The organism is Kitasatospora acidiphila, from assembly GCF_006636205.1.
Lineage (GTDB): Bacteria > Actinomycetota > Actinomycetes > Streptomycetales > Streptomycetaceae > Kitasatospora > Kitasatospora acidiphila.
Map to the genome: position 1 here is coordinate 4,712,313 of NZ_VIGB01000003.1, position 20,620 is coordinate 4,732,932.

The following is a 20,620-nucleotide window of genomic DNA, read 5'->3' on the forward strand; positions in this document are numbered from 1 at the left end:
CGGATCCTTTGTCGCCGATGGCGAGGATTCAGAGTGGCTGGGAGCAGCAGTTTGATTACAGATTTTATTGCTTGCGGCCGTCCCTGGGGAGGCGCGTGACAGCGATGTGAAAGCGCATCAGGGCGCTTGATGTGCTTTTCGCGCCCTGAGGATGCCCAGTTGGCGGCTCAGTGGGCGGCACTCGCGTCAGGCCGCTTTGACCTGGAGTTGGCACCAGATTTCCTTGCCGACGGTGCCGAGCGGCCGGACGCCCCAGGACTCGGCCAGCAGGTCGACCAGGAACAGGCCGCGTCCGCCGTCCCGTTGGCAGTGCTCCTGGAGCACGGTGAGGCCGAGCGCGGCGCCGTCGGCCACCCCGATGTGCAGCCGGTCGCCGTGTAGTCGCCAGGCGACGGCGGCGCTCTCCCCGCCGTGCAGCAGCGCGTTGCCGACCAGTTCGGAGAGCACCAGGCAGGCGTCGTCGGGGTCCAGACCGTGGGCGGTGAGCTGGTCGTGGAGGCGGTGGCGCGTGGAGCTCAGGGTGGAACGGACGACGAGCGCGACGAGGTCGAAGGAGTCGACGGAGTCGGAGGAGGAGTACGGGTGCTCGTCGTGGGACGGGCTCGGCAGCGGAACAAGACGCATGAAGGTCTCCAGTCCTGTGGGATCAGCGCCCCCCTTGCCCCGTGTGTGGTGGCCCGCCCCCGGCCGGCCGGTCTGCGCGTATCGGCCGACGGGGGCGGGCGGCCCGCGCGGCCGCTTCCCCAAGCTCAGCCGCGCGGGAGTGATGTGGCGGTGGGTGGTCCCGCCCGCGGCGACGGGGGCGCCTGGCGGGCGGGACCCTAATTGCGTCGGCCAACGCCCTTTGGCCGACGCGGGGTTGGCCCCTCCTCACCACATGAGGGGCCGAACCCGCAGAGACACCCGGCTCTGCGGGAGATTTGGAGATTCGCGGGTCGCTAGGCGGCCCGGGCCTGGAGGGAGCGGTGGACGACGGACGACAAGCTCGCACTCAGGGACAGTTCGACCCGGGTGTGCAGCTGCCTCATCAGGCGGAGGGTGGCGTCCAGCTCGGGAGCGGTGACGCCCGTGCGCGAGGTCACCTGGCGGTCCAGCCGGCGCCCGAGGGTGCGCAGTTCGGACAGGGCGGCGGCCTGGTCGAACGGCTGAGGGGAGAAGGCGGCGTTCACGGTGAATCCCTTTCGGTCGGGAGTTGACCGCTTAGTGAGGGGTGGGCTTCAACTTGGTTGGGCAGTGGGGTGGTTGGGGGTGGCGGTCAACCTCGGCGCTCACACTTTCGAGTGAAGAACGAGCCGGGCATCACGCCCTTCCAATGGGCTCGGCATGGGCCAAGTCGGCTGTGATTGCGCTGACTTGGATGCGCTGGGGCCGCCGGTGTGGCGGTGTGGCGCTCCATGGCTACTCCTCTCCGAAGCGGTTCCGCTACCGAGAGCACACACTGTCCTCTACGATTTGAGTGTCTTCAATCGGCCAGAGCAGAAGGAAGAATGTGCCAATGAACCGGCTCCTCCTGCCCGCCACCGCTCCGCCGCGAGTTGAGTTTGCCACCCAACTCCGGCTGATGCGTGAGGCATTGGGACTTACGCAGGCTCAGCTAGCCGACCGGACTGAGTACTCGTCCGTCCACATCTCGGCGGTGGAAACCGGTCGCAAGCCTCCCACTCTTCGGTTTGCGAAGAGCATGGATCGCGCGTTCGACTCGGGGACCAAGTTCGTCGAGCTGTTCGGGCGCATCCACGGACACTCCCTGCTCCAGGGCTTCCCGGAATACACGGCGTACGAGCGCAACGCGACCGCCGTCCGCCTCTTCGAGACCTGCGTCATCCCTGGCCTGCTCCAGACCGCCGAGTACGCGGCGGCCTGGGAGTCTGGCTACATTCAGCGCGGGAAGATCACTCAAGACCAGGCCAACGGCCGAGTAGACGTCCTGATGGATCGCCAGCAGCTGCTAATGAAAACTCCGAGCGTTGGGCTGTACGCCATCATGGACGAGACGTGCCTCCGGCGTCCGGTTGGCGGACGCCTAGTGATGATCAATCAACTCCGAAGCCTGGAAGAACTCGCCAGTCGACCCAAGACGATCATTCAGATCGCTCCGGAGTCTCTGGGGGAGGCTCACCCGCTCCGCCACCCGCTGACGCTGCTGACGATGCCCGGCGGCGTGATGCTCGGCTACACCGAGACGCTCCAACGGGGCCTTCTGGAGCGGGACAGCGACACGGTTGCCTTGTGGGCCAGCGACTACGATCAACTTCAGGCGGAGGCACTATCACGGGCCGCCTCACTGTCGATGATCCGCAGGCTACGAGAGGACCTTGAACGTGAAGCTTGATCTGTCTCGCACCACCTGGCGCAAGAGCAGTTATTCGGGAGGCGGCGGCCAGTGCGTCGAGGTGGCCGCCAACATCCCCGGTGCCGTCCCCGTCCGCGACTCCAAGGATCCCGAGGGCCCGGCCCTGACCTTCACCCCCGAGGGCTTCGCCGCCTTCGTGGCGGGCGTGAAGGGCGGCGAGTTCGGCGCTGCCTGACGAACTCCTCACCACAACAAGCCCCTGTGCGGCCGCTCGACGGCTCCACAGGGGCTCTGCTTTGCTCATGTTCGGCTGACGGTCTACCAACATCTGCAAACAGGCCGCATCCTGGCTGAGAAGCGCGACCCGAGAGGAGATCCCGTGATCAGCCTCGAGCGGTTCAAGTCCAGCTACAGCGGCAACGGCGGCCAGTGCGTCGAGGTGGCCGCCAACATCCCCGGTGCCGTCCCCGTCCGCGACTCCAAGGACCCCGAGGGCCCGGCCCTGACCTTCACCCCCGAGGGCTTCGCCGCCTTCGTGGCGGGCGTCAAGGACAGCGAGTTCGGCGTCGCCTGACCAACTCCTCGACACACTACGGTCGGTGCCGCGCGCCGGTGTCCGCCCTGCGGCACCGACCGCTGCCACCCAATAAAGCTGATCATCCCGCTGACTACCCGTCAGGTGTAAGCTCCATAGCTCCTTGTAGTTGCGTCTCGAAACATAGGGGCAGCCATGGGCCGCGCATGGGAAGCCGATCCATCCGCCGCGTTTGCAATGCGCTTGGGAAAGTCCGCGAAGGAGCTAGGAGCCTCTGACGGTCGGGACGAGTGCCCGGATATCTGGCAGCTCGACAATGGTGATATCGCGGTGATAGGCCGGGATCTCACGGAGGACTACCGAAGCCGCCTTCCCGAGAGCGTTTCCCTCGCTTCGGACGAGTGGCTGGTCGTCATCCCCGGAGCCATGCTCAGCGCGGCGAAGGCAGACATCCCGGATGCGTGATCGTCGTACCCCGGAATTGCGGCCCGAGTGGGGTGACAGGCTCGTCCGGGAGGACTACAAGCGGGACTTCCGTGAGCGTGACGCCCAGGTGAGGGACGCGGACTCCTGGAAGCTCGAACGCCTGCAGTACTTCGAGGAGCAGGGCAGCCCGAGTCGGGAGGCGCTGCGCCGGGGTGACTGGGAAGAGGCGCTGCGGCTGTTGGACGAGCGGTGCGGCTCCTTGCGCGCGATCGGCCGGGCGGATGAGGAGCGCCGCTCTGTCTTTCACCGTGTGCGGGTGATCGAGGAGCCGTTGACCGCATATCTGCAGTGGGAGTTGCACTCGCTGCGGATGCGCGCTGAATGCGGCGAGAGAGTCCGCATCATCCGTGCCGACGATCTGGCCGGCGCGGAGGAATTCGGCCGGTTGCCGGAGCTGGTCGTCCTCGGTGGTCGCACATTGTTCCAGGTGCTGTATGCGGAGACGGGGATTCCGATCGGGGCGGTCCGCTACACCAACCCCGAAGTCGTCGAGCGCTGGGGCCACTACATCAAAGATCTCTACGAGGCGGGCGAGGACGTACAGGCCTACTTCGACCGCGAGGTCGCGCACCTGCCCCCGCCGAGCCCAGGGACGGAGTAGGCGATCAACGAGCACAGTGGGAGCCCAGACGGCATCGGCAACACGCGCAACGAGCTCTCGGGGACGTCGCGCAATGCCGTCCAGGCGAGGAACGTGAGCGGGGGCATCCACTTCCACGATGCTCCTGACCGCGAGAGCCCTCCAACTCCTCGCCAGCTACCGGCCGATGTGCGCGGCTTCGTCAACCGCGTCGACGAACTCCAGGAGCTGAACGCGGTCCTGGCCGACGAAGACGGGGACCCGTTCGTCGTCTCGGTGTTCGTCATCGCCGGCACCGCCGGCGCCGGCAAGACCTCGCTCGCGCTGCGCTGGGCACACCAGGCCCGCGACCACTTTCCGGACGGACAGCTCTACGTCAACCTGCGCGGCTACGACCCGGGGCAGCCGGTCACCGCCCACGAAGCGCTGCACCGGTTCCTGACCTCGCTAGGTGTCCACGCCCAATCCGTCCCGCAGGACCTGGATGCGGCCGCCGCGCTCTACCGCTCCATACTGGCCGAGCGCCGCGTCCTGGTGCTCTTGGACAACGCCGCCACGGTCGGCCAGGTCCGCCCCTGCTACCCGGCAGCGCCGGTTGCCTGGTTGTCGTCACCAGCCGCAGCCGGCTATCCGGTCTCGCGGTGCGTGACGGCGCCCGCCGACTCACCCTGGGGACCCTGCCCGAACCGGAAGCCGTCGCTCTGCTACGCGCCATCACCGCCGGTTACCGCCCCCAGGACGACCCCGACAAGCTCACCGAGCTCGCCCGACTCTGTGCCCAACTGCCCCTCGCCCTGCGCATCGCCGCCGAGCGCGCCGCCAGTTTCCCCCACATGTGACTGGACGAGTTGATCGCCGACCTGCGCGACGAGTCCGCCCTGTGGGACGCCCTGAGCGTGGGAGACGACGAGGAAACCGACGCCGTCCGCACCGTGTTCGCCTGGTCCTACCGCGCCCTACCCGACCAGGTCGCCCGCCTGTTCCGCCTCCTGGGCCTCCACCCAGGCCCCGAGTTCGGGCTTCACGCCGCAGCCGCCCTCGCCCACCTCACCGCCGGCCGCACCCGCCAACTCCTCGACTCCCTGGTCGGTGCCCACCTCGTCGAACAGACCGCACCGGACCGCTACCAGTTCCACGACCTGCTGCGCGCCTACGCCACCGACCAAGCCCAACACGAGGAAGCCCCCGCACAACGGCAAGCTGCGCTGCGCCGCGTCCTGGACTGGTACCTGCACACCGCCGATGCCGCTCAGCAGTGGCTCGCCCCGGCCGAAGACCACCTGCCGCTCGCCCCGCCGGCCGACGGCGTGCAACCGCTGGCCTTCCCCGACTACAACTCAGCCGTGGACTGGGCCGAACGCGACCGCGCCAACCTCCTGCAGGCCGTCCGAACGGCCGCCGCCACCGGCGAGGACCAGCTGACCTGGCAACTGGCCGCCGTGCTCTGGAACGCGCAAGCACCCTCAGCACCGGGCGCGGACTGGCCCTCCGTGGGCCACATCGGCCTGGCGGCAGCAGAACGCCTGGGCGACAACACCGCCCGGGCGCTGCTGCTCACCGATCTCGGCATGGGCTACACCCGGCTCAACTCACTCGACGAAAGCCTGGAGTACCACCACAAGGCACTGACGATCTGGTGCGACCTGGGGGACCGGCTCAGCGAGGCACACTCGCTCAACCTGCTCGGCCTGGTGCACCTGCGCAGGCGGCAACTGACCGAGGCCGCAGAGTACTTCGAGCAGGCCATTACTGCCTTTCGGCTGCAGGGCGCCGCACACTGGGAGGCCACCACGCTCTCCAACCTCGCCAGTGCCCACTACCGCGCCGGACACATCCCGCAGGCGACGGCCACCATCGACCAAGCACTGACGGCACACCGCACGTCGAACAACCAGCGAGGCGAGGGAAATGCGCTGCACCTGCTGAGCAACCTGCAACGCGAGCAGGGGGCCGTAGACGCGGCCCTGGCATCGGCTCATGGCGCAGTGGAGATCGCGCTGAGCCTACGCGCCCACCGACTGGAGGGCTTCTGGCTCATCACGCTCGGGGATGCCCAGCGGGCCAACAGCCTGTTGGCCGAAGCGTTGGACTCCTACCAGCGCGCTGCCGTCCTCCACCGTCGCCTCGGCGACCGCAGCCGGGAGGCGTTGGCCTGGCATGGCGTCGGAGAGACGTACTGTCAGCTCGACCGCGAGGCAGAGGCGACCAACTTCTACCGCCAGGCCGCCACTGCTCATCACGAACTCGGTGACGCCTGGAACGAGGCACTGAGTCTGGACGGTCTCGCACAATCCCTGCGGAGCCACGATCCACAAGCGGCCCGGCGGCATTGGGCCGAGGCACTCAGGCTGCTGGCCGACTACGACGACCCGCGCGCGGCAGCGCAGCGGGACCGGATCGAACGCCGGCTGGAGACGTGATGAAGAGGTGCGCGATCCCGCCACCAGCGGAGCCGTGATCCGCTGAGCCGCCATCGGCCTCACGACCCGGTGGCGCCCCGGGTGAGGAGTTCCATGAGGTGTCCGTCGGGGTCGCGGAAGTAGGTGCCCCTGCGGCCTTCGATGTGCTTGCTGCGGTAGATCTGCCCGCTGTCCCGGCATGCCGGATCGCCGTAGTGGGTGATTCCGCCGTGCTGGATGCGGGCGAGGGCGGCGTCGAACTCCTGATCGCCGAGCATGAAGGCGTAGTGGTGCGGCTCGAAGTCGTCCGACTGGTCGTAGTCCAGGCTGACCTGGTTGGCCAGCCTGACCGGCGTGAAGTGGGCCAGCGGCGGATCGACACGCAGGCCGAGGATGTCGGCCAGGAACTGCGCCGAGGCTTGCGGGTCACGGGCGGGGACGATGGTGTGGTTCAGTTCCACGGTCATGGCGACTCCTTTTCAGGGACGGGGCTGCACATGGTGGGGTAGCACCGGGCGGGTGGGCCCGCGGGCTCAGGCGAGGGCGGCGACCAGCAGGGCGAAGGCGGCGATGATGACGGCGACGCGGGCGTAGTGGTAGCGGTCCCAGCGGTTCATCTGCTCCTTCCAGTCCGCGGGCCGGTTCTCGGGGGTCCACGTCTTGCCCCGGTTGTTGATCGGGACGAGCAGCAGGACCGACATGATCACGCTGACGATCAGCAGCCCGCCGGCGGTGACGACCAGGCCGGCGCCGTGGTGGTGCCATCCGGCGACGGCCCAGATCGCGCTCAGGACGAGCGAGCCGATGTACCAGAACGGCATCAGGGCGCCGAGCATCCGGCCCCCGTGGGCACGGCCGAGTTGGTTGCTGTCGTCGGGGAGGGCGTTGAGGATCCGGTTGACGACGAAGGCGACGCAGAACTCCACCCCGACCATCACTCCGGTGACCACGGTGGTGACGACTTCGAGTGCGCTGAGCATGATGACCCCCTGGGATCTAGCGTTGCTAGCTGATGATGCAACGCTAGTACTGCTGCCGCTCACTTGTCTAGCGGTGCTAGGATCGAATCATGTCGGTACAGGAACGCAAGCAGCGTGAACGGGCGAACCGCGAACGCCTCATCGTGGCGACAGCCCGTGAACTCGCCGAGCAGCAGGGCTGGGACGCGGTCACCACCCGCCGGCTCGCCGAGCGCATCGAGTACAGCCAGCCCGTCCTCTACAGCCACTTCAGTGGCAAGCGCGAGATCATCGGCGCCGTCGCCCTGGAGGGTGCCGCCGAGATGGCCGCGGCGGTGCGGGCCGCGGCCTCCGTCGCGGACGGCCCGCGCGCCCGGGTCATCGCCCTCGCCCGCGCCTACCTCGACTTCGCTGCGCGCAACCCTGCGGTCTACGACGCCCTGTTCCAGCTCGACGGCGGCCTGGCCTTCGCGGCCGAGGACACCCCGGAGCCGCTGAAGGACGCCTTCGCCGCCCTGCTGGAAAGCCTCGGCGAGGTCGCCGGGGACGGCGTCCAACCGGGATTGTTCACCGAGGTGTTCTGGGCGGCCTTGCACGGGCTGGCCACCCTGACCCGGGCGGGACGGCTGCCGCCGCCGGAAGCCGAGCGGAGGGTGGAGCTGCTGGTGGACCGGCTCGCCGTGGTCTGACGCACCATCCCGGCGGGCACGCAGCGCGCAACTGGCGGCCGGTGCGGCGGTGCGTGGGCTAGCCGCCATCGTCAACGGCCTTCCGGTAGTGGTGTCCTGGCGCGAGGACGGTACGCCGCTGCCGGTCATCGCGTACACAGTCGCCGCCGGCCGGATCGCCGACACCACCGTCGTGGTCGACCCCGCCGAGCTCGCCGCGATGGGTCTGCCGGACTCGGCGTGATCCGGACATGCGGCGGCCCGGGGCGCGAACCCCGGGCCGCCGCATGCTTGTTGGCGTTTCATCCGTCACCCCCGGCGCGCCGTCCTGGATGCGGGTGTGCTCGACCCCTCGACGCCGAGGTGAAGCTGACCGTCGACACCCGGCCGGGACTTCGCGGGAGCGCGTCCAGCAGCTGGGCGAAGTAGCAGCCGCGCTTGGTGACTTGACCGATCCGCTCGGGAATGGTCGGGACTGATACGGATCGCGATGGTGCGGCATCAGTGGTTCGGATAGGGGGTCGGATAGGGGTTCGGCAGGGCCTGAATACGTACCGGGTCCGGATTGACGGTCTTCTGACAAGCCTGTTTTGCTCGAAGCGCGGCGAGCTCACCTGACTGCGGATCGGATCCGACCACGGGACCGTTCGGGTGAGTTGACGCAGCATCATGTCCTCGCCGAGTTCGCACCACCGGCTCCGCCCGCGCCGCCGACCCCAGCGGTGCGGTTTCGTTGAGAGAGGATCTCCCCCACAGTGAGTAACTCCACCTTGCGTGGCGTGGTCCGCGCCGCCGTCGTCGGCGCCGCCGCGCTGTCGCTGGCCTCGGGCGTCTTCCTGGCCGTCACCCCCGCATCGGCCCACGTCGTCCCCGCCGGCGACGCCACCTCGACCGTGCACGTCGCGCGCCATGGCGTGATGCACACGCTGAGCCAGGCCGCCACCCACCGGGCCGGACTCGCGGCGTCCGACGACAACGACCTCAACTACGCGGGTGGGCACGACGGTGTGGGCGTCAATGACGGCCACGCCGAGGTGTACCTGGTCTTCTATGGCTCGCAGTGGGGCAAGAAGGGCACCGACGGCCACGGCAACGCCACCTTCTCCAAGGACCCGGACGGTGCCGCGCCGGTCGCGCAGCAGATGTTCAAGGGCATCGGCACCGGCAACGAGAAGTGGTCCGCCGACCTCACCCAGTGGTGTGACGGCCCGAACGTGAAGCTGGGCGCCAGCAGCTGCCCGGCGAACGCCAGCTTCATCCCCTACCAGAAGGGCGGCGTGCTGGCCGGTGTCTGGTACGACAACTCGGCCGCGTCGCCGGCCTCCGCCTCTGGTCACCAGCTGGGCGAGGAGGCGGTGAAGGCGGCCGAGCACTTCGGCAAGACCACGACCGCCTCGAACCGGCACGCCTACTACGTGATCATGTCGCCGCACGGCACCAACCCGGACAACTACCAGGACCCGGGCACCGGTTACTGTGCCTGGCACGACTACACCGGTGACGACAGGCTCACCGGTGGTGGCGCGGTCGACTCCCCGTACGGCCCGCTGGCCTTCAGCAACCAGCCGTACAACATGGACAAGGGGACCGACTGCGGCGTGGGCTACGTCAACAAGCCGGGCACGCTGGACGGTTGGACCATGACCATGGGCCACGAGTGGCAAGAGATGATGTCCGACCAGTTCCCGTACGGCGGCTGGTCGAACTACGACGGCGAGGAGAACTCCGACGAGTGCGCCTGGATCCCGGCCGGCAAGGCGGGCGGCGCGGCCAACGTCGCCATGGGCACCGGCACCTTCACCGAGCAGGCGAGCTGGTCGAACGACACCCACTCCTGCGCGATCACCCACGCGATCCTGCACTGATCGCACCTCCTGACCCGCTGCCCGGCGCGCTCGGTGTGATCCGGACATGCGGCGGCCCGGGGTGCGAACCCCGGGCCGTCACACGCTCGTTGACGGTTCTACGGCAGTGAGCCTCCCGAAGTCGCGTCCAGCTTCACCCACTTCGCTTCGCTGGGCACACCGTTCGCGTCCAGCAGGAAGAGCATGTAGTACCCGGGCGGCGCGGCGTTGGTGCTCGGCGGGCTCTGCAGCGTCAGCTTGTTGCCGTCGCGCTTGGCGATCTGCAGCTCCACATGGCGCTGGGCGGTGTCCACCGAGTGCGTGGAGGTGATCGGTGACATCAGCACGGCGCGGGTCACCTGGCCCTGGGTGGACGAGGTGACGTCGAAGCTGCGGTTGTACCGCACCCCGTCGGTCGGCGCCGAGTCCAGCTTGGGCCGGGTACCGCTGTGCAGGTACCACGGCTCGTAGATCTCGATCGTGCCGCCGTTCTCCGTCTTGATGTTCGGATTGTTGGCGATCTGCTGCAGCTCGTCACCGGTGATCATCACCCGGCCGTCCGGCAGGATCACGGCGTTGGAGTGGTAGCCGCGCGGCAGCCGCTGCACCGGGCCGAGCTTCCAGTTGCCGTCCTTGTCGCGCATCTCGGTCTGGCGGTACTTCAGGTCCGCGTTGGGGTTGTACGCCCCGTTGCCGTAGTCGCGGATGTCGAAGGCGCCGTTGACGGTGAAGAGGTTGCCGTCCGGGAAGATCAGGGTGTCGTCCTGGGTGCGGCCGAACGCCCGCGGGGTGTCAGTGGACCACTTGCCGCCGGAGAGCTTGTAGGTGTTGGGGTCGCTGCGGTTGCCGCCGAGGATCAGCACCGAGTCCGGCCCCTTGGCGCCGTTGGGCAGTGCCACCGCCGAGCCGTAGTTGCGGTTCGTTACCCCGGGGTCCAGCTTGTCCGGGCGGGGCGGCAGGTCGGCCCGGCTCTCGTTCTTGGTGTCGAAGACCCACTGCTGGCTGGGCACCCGGCCGAGGGCGTAGATCTTGCCGTCGTTGAGCGAGAAGAGCTGCGGATAGTCGGTGGTGAACGGGGCGTCCGCGCCGAACCGGTCGACCGGACCCATCGGCACCTTCTTGGAGTCGTAGACCACCGGGTCCTTCTTGGCCGGGAACCGCTCCACGATCGGGGTCGGGGTGCCCCAGCCGATCTCCGACTGGCCCGACATGATCAGCTGCCGGCCGTCCGCGCCGGTCACCACCGACGGGTACCAGCGGCCGACGGACATGTCGGGGTTCTTGGTCCACTTCTCCGTCCACGGGTCGAAGATCAGCGACAGCTTGGCGCCCGCACCGCCGTTGCCGCCCAGGTTGCCGCCGAAGATGCCGACCATGCCGTTGGCCAGGTAGGAGTGCCCGGCGCAGAAGAACGGCGCGGGCCGGTTGGCCCCGGTGCCGTCGTCCAGCACCACGTTGGGCGGCGGCACCGCCGTGAAGGCGTTGGAGCCGGTGCCCAGCGACGGGTCCCAGAGGTAGGCGCGGCCCTTGTTGGCCGAGCCGATGATGTTGGTCGGCGCGGGCTCCTGGGTCGGGTCTGTCTCCACCGGCTCGAACGAGAAGAGCAGCACCTTGCCGGTGGGCAGCAGCGCGACGTGGTCGCCGTACTCGGGCGAGGTGAAGTAGTCGGTGAACTTGCCGAAGACCGACGGGTCGAACTTCTTGTTGAGCTCCGCCTGGGTCTTGGTGAGCATCTCCAGGCGGTGCACCCGGATCGGGAGCGGGTAGCCGTTGTCCGGCCCGCCCTCGGCCCGGGTGTGCGCGGCCTCCCGGAGGCCGGCCCGGCTCTCCAGGCGCTGCCAGGCCAGGTAGCCGGCCTCCTCCGGGCCGAACGCGCGCACTTCGTCGGCACGGGTCTCGGCCTGCACCTGGGCGGCGGTGATGGGCTGCTCGTCGGGGCTGGTGGTGGCGGCGCCCGCGCTGAGCGGGACGGCCAGGGCGGTGGAGGCGGCCACGGCGGCGACGGTGCAGGCGCGCAGCAGAGCGGCCAGCCGGCGTCCTGGTGGCACGGCGGTACGGGACATGGATTTCCTTCACGATGAGGGACGAATGGCGGCCCTGACTACGCTCGGTAGCGGAAAGTGAGGGGCTTCGGCACCCCTGGCGGATGCCGCCGCGGTGGCGTGCGCGCAGCCGTGACGGCCGGATTCAGAGCCGTGTTCAGTCTTATGACCAGCGTGAGTTGCTGTCGCGTCAGATACCGCCAACGGGTGGCCCGGGTACCCGTCTGATGGCTCGTCGGTCGCCCGGCTCAAGTAGGTCGCATACGGTCATGATTACCGACCGCCATCAGAGAACCGTCATCAGAGAACCGTGGAGGCTCCATGCCCGTCGACCTGCCGTTGCGCGAGAACGAGGACATCCAGGGGATGTGCTCGCCGGATTCAAGAAGGACCAGATGGTTCTGCTGATGCTCTCCTTCCAGGACGGCATCAAGGCCCGCAGCTGGCTCCAACGGCTGACCCCGCGGATCGCCACCACCAGACAGGTGGCCGCCTTCAACGAGGCCTTCAGCCAAGCGCGCAAGCGCAGCGGTGGCGACCCCACCGGACTCAAGGCGACCTGGATGGGCCTCAGCTTCACCTACTCCGGCCTGCAGATGCTGCTCGGTCGGGAGCCCTACCCATCGGCCGACCCCGGGACCACCCTCGGCGCCTTCCAGCAGGGCCCGGTGCCCAGGGCCGACAAGATCGGCGACAAGGGCGACAGCCACCCGAGCCACTGGCTGTTCGGCAACAACAAGACCGAGGGCCTGATCCACGCGGTGCTCACCATCGCCTCCGACACCGTCGAAGACCTGAACGCCACGGTCACCGAGCAGCGCGAGCTGGCCGTCAGGTACGGCGTCTCGATCATGTTCCAGCAGAACGGCGCCACCCTGAAGGGCAGCCGGCGCGGCAAGGAGCACTTCGGCTTCAAGGACGGCGTCAGCGAGCCGGGGGTGATCGACTTCGACGAGCCCGACCCGCTGATGCCGGAGTGGGTCAAGGACCACCCGGGCACCCGGCTGATCCCGGCCGGCGAGTTCGTGGCCGGCCACCCCAAGGTCGGGGACGCGCCCAACACGCTGCCGCAGTGGGCGTTCAACGGCTCGTTCCAGGTGGTCCGCCGGCTGGCCCAGGACGTCCCCGGCTGGTGGGCGCAGATCGCCCGGCAGTTGGAGCCGCTCAAGAAGGCCAAGGCGATCCCCGACGACGCCACGGTGGAGTGGGTGGCCTCCCGGGTGGTCGGGCGCTGGCGCTCCGGCGCCCCGGTGGCCAACTGCCCGCTCGCCGACAAGCCGTACGACACGGTGGCCGCCAACGACAACAACATCAGCTTCCTGAACGACCTCGAAGGGCACCTCACCCCGCTCTTCTCGCACCTGCGCAAGACCAACCCGCGCGACGCCCTGCAGGAGCACCCGGGCGACGATCCGTTCCCCGAGAACCCGATCATGGACCGGCGCCGGATCATGCGGCGCGGCAGCCCCTACGGCGCGCCCTTCGACCCGGCGTCCGAGGGGCCCGGCGGGCCTGACGAGCCGCGCGGGCTGCTCTTCATCTGCTACCAGACCGATCTGATCGACCAGTTCGAGTTCATCCAGAACCGGTGGATCGACAACCCCGACTTCCCGCCCAACCGTGGCGACGACGACGAGCCCGGCCCCGACGCCATGGTCGGCTTCAACGGCACGGTCAACTGGGAGCACGCCGGCGGCGAGCCGGTGCAACTGGGCTTCGAGCGGTTCGTCCGCACCGAGGGCGCGGTCTACGCGTTCCTGCCGTCGATCACCATGCTCAAGGCGCTCGGCGAGGGACGGCTGCCGGCCGACATGCCGCCGGTCGGGCAGCCGGTGGACACCTTCCTGGCGGTGCCCGACCGGCAGCGCACGGACGGCAAGAGCTGGTACTGGGTGTTCCGCACGGTCGCCGGCGGACAGCAGTACCGGGCGATCACCATCGCCGACGGCAACCAGCACACCGACCGCAAGGAGACCGACGACCAGCCGATCGGCAACTGGGCCTCGTTCACCGACATCACCCAGGTGGACTGCCTGCTGCCGTTCCCGGACAAGCAGAACGTCGACAACAAGACGTCCTACTGGGTCTTCCACAGCGCCAACGCCATGCAGCGCTACCGGGTGGTCTCGATCGCCAACGGCCGCGACCACCAGGACGTCATGGAGCGCCCCGACGCCCCGCTGAGCACCTGGCCCGCGCTCACCGGGGTGGCCCGGGTGGACTTCTTCCTGCCGATGCCGGACCGGCAGCGGAGGGACGGAGTGAGCATCTACTGGGTCTTCCACACCCTGAACGGCCAGCAGTTCCACCGGGTGATCAGCATCGCCGACGGCGAGCAGCACGCGAACCAGATCCTCCGCTCCGACCGCCGGCTCTCCGCCTGGAGCTCGTTCGCCGGGATCGACAAGGTCACCACGATCCTGCCGATCCCGGACATGCGGGAGGTGAACGGCAGGTCCTGGTACTGGGTCTTCCACCGGGACCGCTACCGGATGATCTCGATGCTGAACAGCGGCGGCCACGACGACCAGATCGAGGTGCCGGACCGGTCCACCACGCTGTGGAGCTCGCTGACGGTGAACTGACGCAGCATCACCAGTAGTTGTGCCCACCGCCGAGGGCGACGAAGGCCCGGATCCTCGCGTCCTCGGCGGCGGCACGCCACACCAGCGCGCCATGGGCCGGCGGCAGGCCGGTCAACGGGCGGGTGGTGACCCCGGGGTGGCAGTAGTGGCGGAACAGGCCGGCGTGGGTGGGCCAGACCAGGCGGCCGGTGGCCACCTGGTTCAGCGCCTCCTGGTAGGTGCGGGCGGCCCCGGCGCCGGGGGACCCCATGGCCGGGTGAGCCGCCGCGAAGTCGGCCGCGAGGGTGGTCAGCGGGGTGCCGTTGAGGCAGCCGAGGAATCCGATCCGCAGGGTGCCGACCACGCCCTGGGCCACCGTGCGGGCCTCGTCGAAGGCGTCACCGAGCGCCTGGTAGGCGGCGCCCAGGCTGTCCCTGGTGTGCTCGCCGAGCCGGGTCAGCTCCACCCGGCGGCTGGTCCGGGTGAACAGCGGTGCGCCGAGCCGGCGTTCCAGCGACCGGATCTGCTGGCTCACCCGGGACTGGGGCAGCCGCAGCCGCTGCGCGGTCCGGCCGAAGTGCAGCTCCTCGGCCAGCGCCAGAAAGGTCTCGATCTCCCCCAGATCCACGGCTCCCCCACGATCGCCCAACGGCCCGGGAGCGATCATCCGCCGAGGCCGCGACGGCCTGCAACACCGGTCCGGGCAGAGGTCTCGACCAATGGTTCGGCTGCTTGACTTGGGGTTCAATCGGTCTTGCGTTTCAGCAGGTGACAGGCTTCCTGTAGTGCAGATTGGTACAGACCTGTTGACCTGACGCGGCGGCAGGGCCTACCTTCGGCGCAGTCCGCGGAAGCAGGGCGGACCGGGTGCGCACCCGGTCGGGCCCAGGTACACCTCCCCCCACTCAACGCCCGGCCGCCCCACACCGGTCGGACGTGACCCCTGGAGCGACCATGCCCGAACGCGCAGCCGCTGCGCGGCAGACCGAGCGTCCGACGACCGCTCGACGCCCCCTTCGCAACGCCACCGCGCTGGTCACCGCCACCGCCCTGGTGGCCGGAGCCGCCGGCCTCGCCACTCTGCTGGGCGGCACCGCCGCCACCGCCGCCGGCACCAACCTGCTGACCAACGGCGACTTCGAGACCGGCACGCTGACCGGCTGGAACTGCTCCGGCGGCCTCGGCAGCATCACCACCAGCGCCCCGCACAGCGGCAGTTACGCACTGCAGGCCGCCGCCTCGGCCTCGGACACCGCGCAGTGCTCGCAGACCGTCGCCGTCATGCCCAACACCGCCTACAGCCTGTCCGGCTGGCTGAAGGGCGACTACACCTACCTCGGCGTCACCGGCACCGGCACCACCGACACCAACACCTGGGGCTCCAACGCCAATTGGGCCAACCTCAGCACCACCTTCACGACCGGGGCCGGCACCACCTCGGTGACGGTGTACGTGCACGGGTGGTACGGGCAGGGGACGTACTACGCGGACGACCTGGCGCTGACCGGGCCGGGCGGCGGCGGTGGCAGCACCAGCGCGTCTTGGACGTCCTCGTCCAGCCCGACGCGGAGCGCGACCCCCACGCCCACCTCGACGCCTTCGTCCACCCCGACGCCGACCCCGACGCAGAGCGCGACCCCCACGCCGACCCCGACCGCCACCTCCTCCGGCGGCACCGCGCCCGGCGGCGACGGCCTGGTCTCCACCCCGACCGGGGTGAGCGCCAAGGTGCAGAACAACACCGTGACGCTCAGCTGGGCGGCGTCCACCGACGGCGCGCAGAACGGCAACGTCCCGGTCTACTACGTCTACAGCGGCGCCAACCTGGTCGCCACCTCGATGGGCACCACGGTCACCGTCAGCTCGCTGCTGCCGAACACCGCCTACAGCTTCACCGTTCAGGGCTATGACAAGGACGGCCACAAGAGCGCCCAGTCAGCGCCGGCCCCCGCCACCACGGGCGCCGCGCCCACCGGTGCGGTGAAGTCCGCGTACTTCGCGCAGTGGGGCATCTACGGCAACGCCTACTACCCGAGCAGCCTGGCCAAGACCGGCGCGGCGTCGGGCCTGACCACGGTCACCTACGCGTTCGAGAACATCGATCCGACCAATCTGAGCTGCTTCGAGACCGTCAAGGCCGCCGACACCAACGACGCCGACCCCAATGCGGGCGACGGCGCGGGCGATGCCTTCGCCGACTACCAGAAGTCCTACACCGGCGACATCAGCGTGGACGGCAGCACGGACGCCTGGAGCCAGCCGATCAAGGGCAACTTCAACCAGATCCGCGAGCTGAAGGCGAAGTACCCGAACCTCAAGTTCACGGTCTCGCTCGGCGGCTGGACCTACTCCAAGTACTTCTCGGACGTCGCCGCCACCGACGCCTCGCGGAAGAAGTACGTCTCCTCCTGCATCGACATGTTCATCAAGGGCAACCTGCCCACCGGCATCTCGGGTGACGCCTCCGGCGGCACCGGCTCGGCCGCGGGCATCTTCGACGGCATCGACATCGACTGGGAGTACCCGGCCTCGGCCGGCGGTCACACCGGCAACCACTACTCGGCCGCCGACACGGCCGACTACACGGCACTGCTCGCCGAGTTCCGCAACGAACTGGACGCCTACGGCTCCGGCATCGGCAAGCACTTCCTTCTGACCGCGGCGCTGCCCAGCGGCCAGGACAAGATCACCAACGTCCAGACCGACCAACTCGGCAAGTACCTGGACTACGGCAACCACTAGGTCTACCAATGTAGTTTTGTCTTATGAGCGATGACCTGGTGAGGCTGGCGCAGTGGGGCAAGCTCGATGGGCAGAACTGGGCGGGCTTAACTCGTCTGTCCACCGAGGAGGCCGAGGGAGAGCTATCGGAGTTGGCAACTGATGATCCGTCACAGCGCCGATTCGTGACCGGCAGGGACATCAAGAGCACTGACGAGCAAGAGAAGGACGACCGGGAGTACGTAGAGGCCCGTGGCGGCCGGTACGTCTACACCTACACCGAGCCCGACACTTCCGCATGGAAGCGCAAGCGGGTACGCCTGCCGGATGGCGAGGTGGTCTACCGTGTAGTGCGCCCGGTATTCGAAGGCGCCTTGACCGACCTTAAGGCGGGAAAGACGCCCACCGGTGAGCGCCTTGACGGCCTCATCGTTTACGACATCGACCGGCTCACACGCGATCCACGCCACTTGGAAGACGCAATCGAAGTGGTGCAGCACTACGGGCGGCCGATCATCGACATCACGGGCACTCTCGATCTACTGACCGACAACGGCAGGGCCATGGCGCGTGTCATCACTGCCATGAACAACAAGTCGTCTGCCGACACGTCACGCAGAGTCGTGCGCAAGCACAAGGCCATGCAGCAGAAGGGCATACCCGGTGGCGGTCCGCGTCCGTTCGGATGGAACGAAGACCGCCGCACCCTGCACCCTGAGGAGGCAAAGCTCCTACGGGACGCGGCGAAACACCTGATCGACGGGGGCACCTTCTATTCGATCCTCGCCCGCTGGGAGGCCGAGGGCGTCCGCACCTCTGTGGGCAACCCCTGGACCTACCGGGCGTTCAAGAAGTCGATGAGTAACCCGCGCATCTGCGGATACCGCTCCCGCGTAGACATCGAGTTCGACCCGGAGACCGGCACCGAGAAGAGCCACACCACCATCGTGTATGACGACCAGGGCCAGCCGGTCATAGGGCTGCACGAGCCGATCCTGACCGTCGAGCAGTGGCAGGCCGTCAGGGACATCATCAAGGAGAGCGCCGAACGGGGCGCCGGCCACAACACCCGTGCCTACCTTGCCACCGGAACCCTGCGATGCGGCAAGGAGGACTGTGGCGCCAAGCTACGGGCGATGAAGGCCAGCCCGAGCCAGAAGAAGCCGGAGGGCTACTACTTCTACCAGTGCCCCGCCAGGTCCACACGCCATGGCTGCGGTGGTGTGCGCATCAACGGGCCGGAGGCCGATGAGCTGATCCGCAAGCTGGTGATCGCCAAGCATGAGGAGGAAGCAGCCGAGCGAGATGCCGTGACCGCCGAGGAAGTCTGGCCGAGCGAAGAGAAGTTGACCAATGTTCGCGAGGATATCGCCGATGCCAGGCAGGCCCGCCGCAATCGGCAGATCAGCGCGGAGCGCTACTACCAGGACCTTGCCGAGTACGAGGCCGAGGAGCGACGCCTCCTGAAGGAGCGCGGTGCCTGGCAACGCAGGGCTCGCGCCCATCATGGCCAACCGATCGACATGGAGGCGGAGTGGGACCGCCCTGGCATCACGCTGGCGGACAGGCGCGCCTACCTGGAGAGGGCGTTCACCGCAATCGTAGTTCTGCCGGTGGGACGGGGCAGCCGCGCACCACTACGTGACCGGCTGGTCCCGATCTACCACGACAAGGCGTAGCGGGACCAGCCGGACAGCTCACACATCCGGTGGGAGGGGGCGGCGGGGCGCACCCCGGTCCGCGATCTTGAGATCCAGGACCGAGTTCATCCGCCGCCATTTCTCATCCGACCACCGAGGCGCACGACGTGCCTGTTCCCTGGCCCACCGCCAATCCTCGTCCTGCTCCTGTCCGTCAAGGCCATCGGCCGGAGCACACCCCGTCGGCTCAGCTTCCATGATCCGCCCCCGTCTGCCACCCCTGGTCAGACCCTCCGGGTCCCCGCCGCGCCCCACCCACCCACCCGGGGGTCAGGTGGTCGCGGGCAAGCTCCCGGGCCCGGTGCAGGTCTTCAGCGATACCGGCAGCGATCAGCGCTTCCGCCGGGGAGTGCCCCAGCCCCGCCAAACGCCACTCACCCACCACCACCGTTTCGCGCTCCGCGTCCACCAGGCGCCCCCGCTTGAAGCGAGCACGATCCGCCTGCAACCTGCCGAACGTGGTGGAGTACACCCGCGTCTTGGTCAGGCAATGGCCCCGAAAGCCCAAGGCGTGTGCCCACAACCGCAGATGCAGATGCGCGAACTCCGCCAGGCCCCCGAGCCGCCACGCCGTCCCCACCAACGCCCGGATGTGGTCCGGCACGCGAAGAAAGCCGATCTCATCGGCACGAACGATCCGGTGATCCAGCGCCCCCGACGCATCCGCGCTCTTCGTCGTGTACTTGGCCAGATACGCGGCCACCCGCTCATCCACCACCCCACCCGGGCCCGTCACCGGATGCACCTCCACCTGAGCCCCGAACCGCAACGCCCCCACCGCCACCGCCTCCGACACCGGCACCCCCACCGACACCGACGCCGCAGCCGGCCGCACCAAAGACGCCAGTAACTCTGAGGACGCCCATACGGGCGGCTCATATTTCAAGACCGCCGGACCCTCCGTGGCACTGATCGCAGCACCCGGACCAAGCGCCCCGGGGTCCATAGGTCCATCGAGCCTCAGCACCGCATGGAAGTGCACCGCGCCCCTGCGCTGGTATTCGGCGACCTTGATTGCGGAAAGCCGCAGGACCCGGCGCACCGCCCCCTTGCCAACCCCGCCGACCACGCCAAGCCGGTAGTACATGGCGTCCATGAACCCGGACCACAACCGGCCCGCGTGCGCGTGCCACAGGACGTGCTCGGGATAGTCGTAGCAAGCCGGGCACAGCGGCTGGCCCACCACCGGCGCACCCTCGGCGTGATGCTGCCCACAGCCCAGCGGCAGCCCGTGAACGCAACCCCCATCCCGGGGCCGCACACACCGCCCCACCCGATGCACCCGACCGAAGGACGGAGCCGTCAGCGTGACGAACACCATCGGATGCGCCGTCACCGTGTCCGGGACACCCTTCCCGCCGACAAGCCCGGCCTTCACCAACTGCCAGGCATCACCCTGGTACTGGCGCGAGCACGACGGACACACACTCGCCCGCCGGTTGCGGCAGCGCATTGCCAACCGCCCGCCCGGCTCACCCTCGCTGCTGTACTCACGCAGCAGCTCACCCGACATCGCATCAAAGGTGGACGACCGTCCGGCCACGTAGACCGGGTGGGCACACCCGCCGGTCGCCTCGATCTGCTCCAACCACCGGTCCAGCCGGGGCATCTGCCCCAGCCGCACCAAGTCCCGATCTACTGCCGACAGTCGCCGCAGGCGTTCCTGCTGTTCAAGGTAGGCCCGCCGCGCCGACGGGTCCTCGAACGGATTGCCGTTCATGGGGGATGACTCCAAGGAGAACCGGGCCGCCCCGGCCACACCAGGCACCAGGGCCCGGCATGACCGAGAACGACAAGGGATGAGGGGGCTGGGAAGGGGTCGTCGGCTG

At 68.7% G+C, this 20,620-nt stretch carries 20 protein-coding genes; 13 read left to right on the forward strand and 7 right to left on the reverse strand.

Translation table 11 applies throughout. The annotated features are described in order from the left end of the window. Positions 1 to 186 precede the first annotated feature (186 nt). Together E6W39_RS22265 and E6W39_RS22270 are read right to left on the reverse strand one after the other, a co-directional pair. Positions 187 to 624, reverse strand: a complete 438-nt coding sequence (locus tag E6W39_RS22265) for an ATP-binding protein (protein ID WP_141635023.1) — start codon at positions 622 to 624, stop codon at positions 187 to 189. Between the two features lie 314 nt (positions 625 to 938). Continuing rightward, a complete protein-coding gene (locus E6W39_RS22270) occupies positions 939 to 1,169 on the reverse strand; it encodes a hypothetical protein (RefSeq protein ID WP_141635024.1) in 231 nt (76 codons plus the stop codon). Between the two features lie 326 nt (positions 1,170 to 1,495). Between E6W39_RS22270 and E6W39_RS22275 the strand changes: the two genes are divergently transcribed. From E6W39_RS22275 to E6W39_RS22300, 7 genes are all read left to right on the forward strand, one after another. Further along, positions 1,496 to 2,332, forward strand: coding sequence for a helix-turn-helix domain-containing protein (locus E6W39_RS22275; protein ID WP_141635025.1), 837 nt, complete (start codon positions 1,496 to 1,498; stop codon positions 2,330 to 2,332). Further along, entirely contained in the window at positions 2,316 to 2,528 is a 213-nt protein-coding gene (locus E6W39_RS22280; RefSeq protein WP_220140251.1) for a DUF397 domain-containing protein, read from the forward strand. Before E6W39_RS22275 ends, E6W39_RS22280 begins: the two co-directional genes overlap by 17 nt. Positions 2,529 to 2,672: 144 nt before the next feature. Continuing rightward, positions 2,673 to 2,867 (forward strand): DUF397 domain-containing protein, encoded by a 195-nt coding sequence (locus E6W39_RS22285; protein ID WP_141635027.1) that lies wholly within the window; start codon positions 2,673 to 2,675, stop codon positions 2,865 to 2,867. A 156-nt stretch (positions 2,868 to 3,023) separates the two neighbouring features. Further along, positions 3,024 to 3,293, forward strand: coding sequence for a hypothetical protein (locus E6W39_RS22290; RefSeq protein WP_141635028.1), 270 nt, complete (start codon positions 3,024 to 3,026; stop codon positions 3,291 to 3,293). Further along, a complete protein-coding gene (locus E6W39_RS22295; RefSeq protein WP_141635029.1) occupies positions 3,286 to 3,915 on the forward strand; it encodes a DUF6879 family protein in 630 nt (209 codons plus the stop codon). Before E6W39_RS22290 ends, E6W39_RS22295 begins: the two co-directional genes overlap by 8 nt. 93 nt (positions 3,916 to 4,008) lie before the next feature. Beyond that, complete coding sequence (locus E6W39_RS43600; RefSeq protein ID WP_323809066.1) at positions 4,009 to 4,746, forward strand: hypothetical protein; 738 nt, start codon at positions 4,009 to 4,011, stop codon at positions 4,744 to 4,746. Beyond that, on the forward strand, positions 4,743 to 6,314 hold the full coding sequence (locus E6W39_RS22300; RefSeq protein WP_323809067.1) for a tetratricopeptide repeat protein: 1,572 nt from the start codon (positions 4,743 to 4,745) through the stop codon (positions 6,312 to 6,314). The genes E6W39_RS43600 and E6W39_RS22300 overlap by 4 nt, the downstream gene beginning before the upstream one ends. A 59-nt stretch (positions 6,315 to 6,373) precedes the next feature. On the opposite strand, the gene E6W39_RS22305 is transcribed toward E6W39_RS22300, so the two are convergent. Both E6W39_RS22305 and E6W39_RS22310 read right to left on the reverse strand, forming a co-directional pair. Then, positions 6,374 to 6,760: a VOC family protein gene (locus E6W39_RS22305; RefSeq protein WP_141635030.1), complete on the reverse strand. Its 387-nt coding sequence runs from the start codon at positions 6,758 to 6,760 to the stop codon at positions 6,374 to 6,376. A 66-nt stretch (positions 6,761 to 6,826) separates the two neighbouring features. Then, complete coding sequence (locus E6W39_RS22310; RefSeq protein ID WP_141635031.1) at positions 6,827 to 7,273, reverse strand: DUF1772 domain-containing protein; 447 nt, start codon at positions 7,271 to 7,273, stop codon at positions 6,827 to 6,829. A gap of 89 nt (positions 7,274 to 7,362) precedes the next feature. Between E6W39_RS22310 and E6W39_RS22315 the strand changes: the two genes are divergently transcribed. From E6W39_RS22315 to E6W39_RS22320, 3 genes are all read left to right on the forward strand, one after another. Continuing rightward, a complete protein-coding gene (locus E6W39_RS22315) occupies positions 7,363 to 7,941 on the forward strand; it encodes a TetR/AcrR family transcriptional regulator (RefSeq protein WP_141635032.1) in 579 nt (192 codons plus the stop codon). A 49-nt stretch (positions 7,942 to 7,990) separates the two neighbouring features. Beyond that, positions 7,991 to 8,164, forward strand: a complete 174-nt coding sequence (locus E6W39_RS39565; protein WP_181799387.1) for a hypothetical protein — start codon at positions 7,991 to 7,993, stop codon at positions 8,162 to 8,164. 511 nt (positions 8,165 to 8,675) lie between these two features. Next, on the forward strand, positions 8,676 to 9,785 hold the full coding sequence (locus E6W39_RS22320) for a hypothetical protein (protein ID WP_141635033.1): 1,110 nt from the start codon (positions 8,676 to 8,678) through the stop codon (positions 9,783 to 9,785). Between the two features lie 98 nt (positions 9,786 to 9,883). On the opposite strand, the gene E6W39_RS22325 is transcribed toward E6W39_RS22320, so the two are convergent. Then, positions 9,884 to 11,827, reverse strand: a complete 1,944-nt coding sequence (locus E6W39_RS22325; protein WP_141635034.1) for a galactose oxidase early set domain-containing protein — start codon at positions 11,825 to 11,827, stop codon at positions 9,884 to 9,886. Positions 11,828 to 12,075: 248 nt separating this feature from the next. Between E6W39_RS22325 and E6W39_RS22330 the strand changes: the two genes are divergently transcribed. Continuing rightward, positions 12,076 to 14,391, forward strand: a complete 2,316-nt coding sequence (locus tag E6W39_RS22330; RefSeq protein ID WP_323809068.1) for a Dyp-type peroxidase — start codon at positions 12,076 to 12,078, stop codon at positions 14,389 to 14,391. A 7-nt stretch (positions 14,392 to 14,398) separates the two neighbouring features. Here E6W39_RS22330 and E6W39_RS22335 read toward each other — a convergent pair whose 3' ends face one another. Then, entirely contained in the window at positions 14,399 to 14,998 is a 600-nt protein-coding gene (locus E6W39_RS22335) for a LysR family transcriptional regulator (RefSeq protein WP_228718284.1), read from the reverse strand. Between the two features lie 326 nt (positions 14,999 to 15,324). On the opposite strand from E6W39_RS22335, the gene E6W39_RS43605 reads away from it, so the two are divergent. Together E6W39_RS43605 and E6W39_RS22345 are read left to right on the forward strand one after the other, a co-directional pair. Beyond that, entirely contained in the window at positions 15,325 to 17,112 is a 1,788-nt protein-coding gene (locus E6W39_RS43605; protein ID WP_141635036.1) for a glycosyl hydrolase family 18 protein, read from the forward strand. 23 nt (positions 17,113 to 17,135) lie between these two features. Next, a complete protein-coding gene (locus E6W39_RS22345) occupies positions 17,136 to 18,770 on the forward strand; it encodes a recombinase family protein (RefSeq protein WP_141635037.1) in 1,635 nt (544 codons plus the stop codon). Between the two features lie 208 nt (positions 18,771 to 18,978). On the opposite strand, the gene E6W39_RS39570 is transcribed toward E6W39_RS22345, so the two are convergent. Continuing rightward, the gene (locus E6W39_RS39570; protein ID WP_228718285.1) at positions 18,979 to 20,511 is read right to left on the reverse strand and encodes a replication initiator; all 1,533 of its coding nucleotides are present in this window, start codon (positions 20,509 to 20,511) and stop codon (positions 18,979 to 18,981) included. Between the last annotated feature and the right edge of the window lie 109 nt (positions 20,512 to 20,620).

Excerpts from the sequence above, each read along its gene's own strand:
- E6W39_RS22265 (WP_141635023.1), bottom strand. The coding sequence starts at position 624 with ATGCGTCTTGTTCCGCTGCCGAGCCCGTCCCACGACGAGCACCCGTAC.
- E6W39_RS22275 (WP_141635025.1), top strand. The coding sequence starts at position 1,496 with ATGAACCGGCTCCTCCTGCCCGCCACCGCTCCGCCGCGAGTTGAGTTT.
- E6W39_RS22290 (WP_141635028.1), top strand. The coding sequence starts at position 3,024 with ATGGGCCGCGCATGGGAAGCCGATCCATCCGCCGCGTTTGCAATGCGC.
- E6W39_RS22295 (WP_141635029.1), top strand. The coding sequence starts at position 3,286 with ATGCGTGATCGTCGTACCCCGGAATTGCGGCCCGAGTGGGGTGACAGG.
- E6W39_RS22305 (WP_141635030.1), bottom strand. The coding sequence starts at position 6,760 with ATGACCGTGGAACTGAACCACACCATCGTCCCCGCCCGTGACCCGCAA.
- E6W39_RS22310 (WP_141635031.1), bottom strand. The coding sequence starts at position 7,273 with ATGCTCAGCGCACTCGAAGTCGTCACCACCGTGGTCACCGGAGTGATG.
- E6W39_RS22315 (WP_141635032.1), top strand. The coding sequence starts at position 7,363 with ATGTCGGTACAGGAACGCAAGCAGCGTGAACGGGCGAACCGCGAACGC.
- E6W39_RS22325 (WP_141635034.1), bottom strand. The coding sequence starts at position 11,827 with ATGTCCCGTACCGCCGTGCCACCAGGACGCCGGCTGGCCGCTCTGCTG.
- E6W39_RS22330 (WP_323809068.1), top strand. The coding sequence starts at position 12,076 with ATGATTACCGACCGCCATCAGAGAACCGTCATCAGAGAACCGTGGAGG.
- E6W39_RS43605 (WP_141635036.1), top strand. The coding sequence starts at position 15,325 with ATGCCCGAACGCGCAGCCGCTGCGCGGCAGACCGAGCGTCCGACGACC.
- E6W39_RS22345 (WP_141635037.1), top strand. The coding sequence starts at position 17,136 with ATGAGCGATGACCTGGTGAGGCTGGCGCAGTGGGGCAAGCTCGATGGG.
- E6W39_RS39570 (WP_228718285.1), bottom strand. The coding sequence starts at position 20,511 with ATGAACGGCAATCCGTTCGAGGACCCGTCGGCGCGGCGGGCCTACCTT.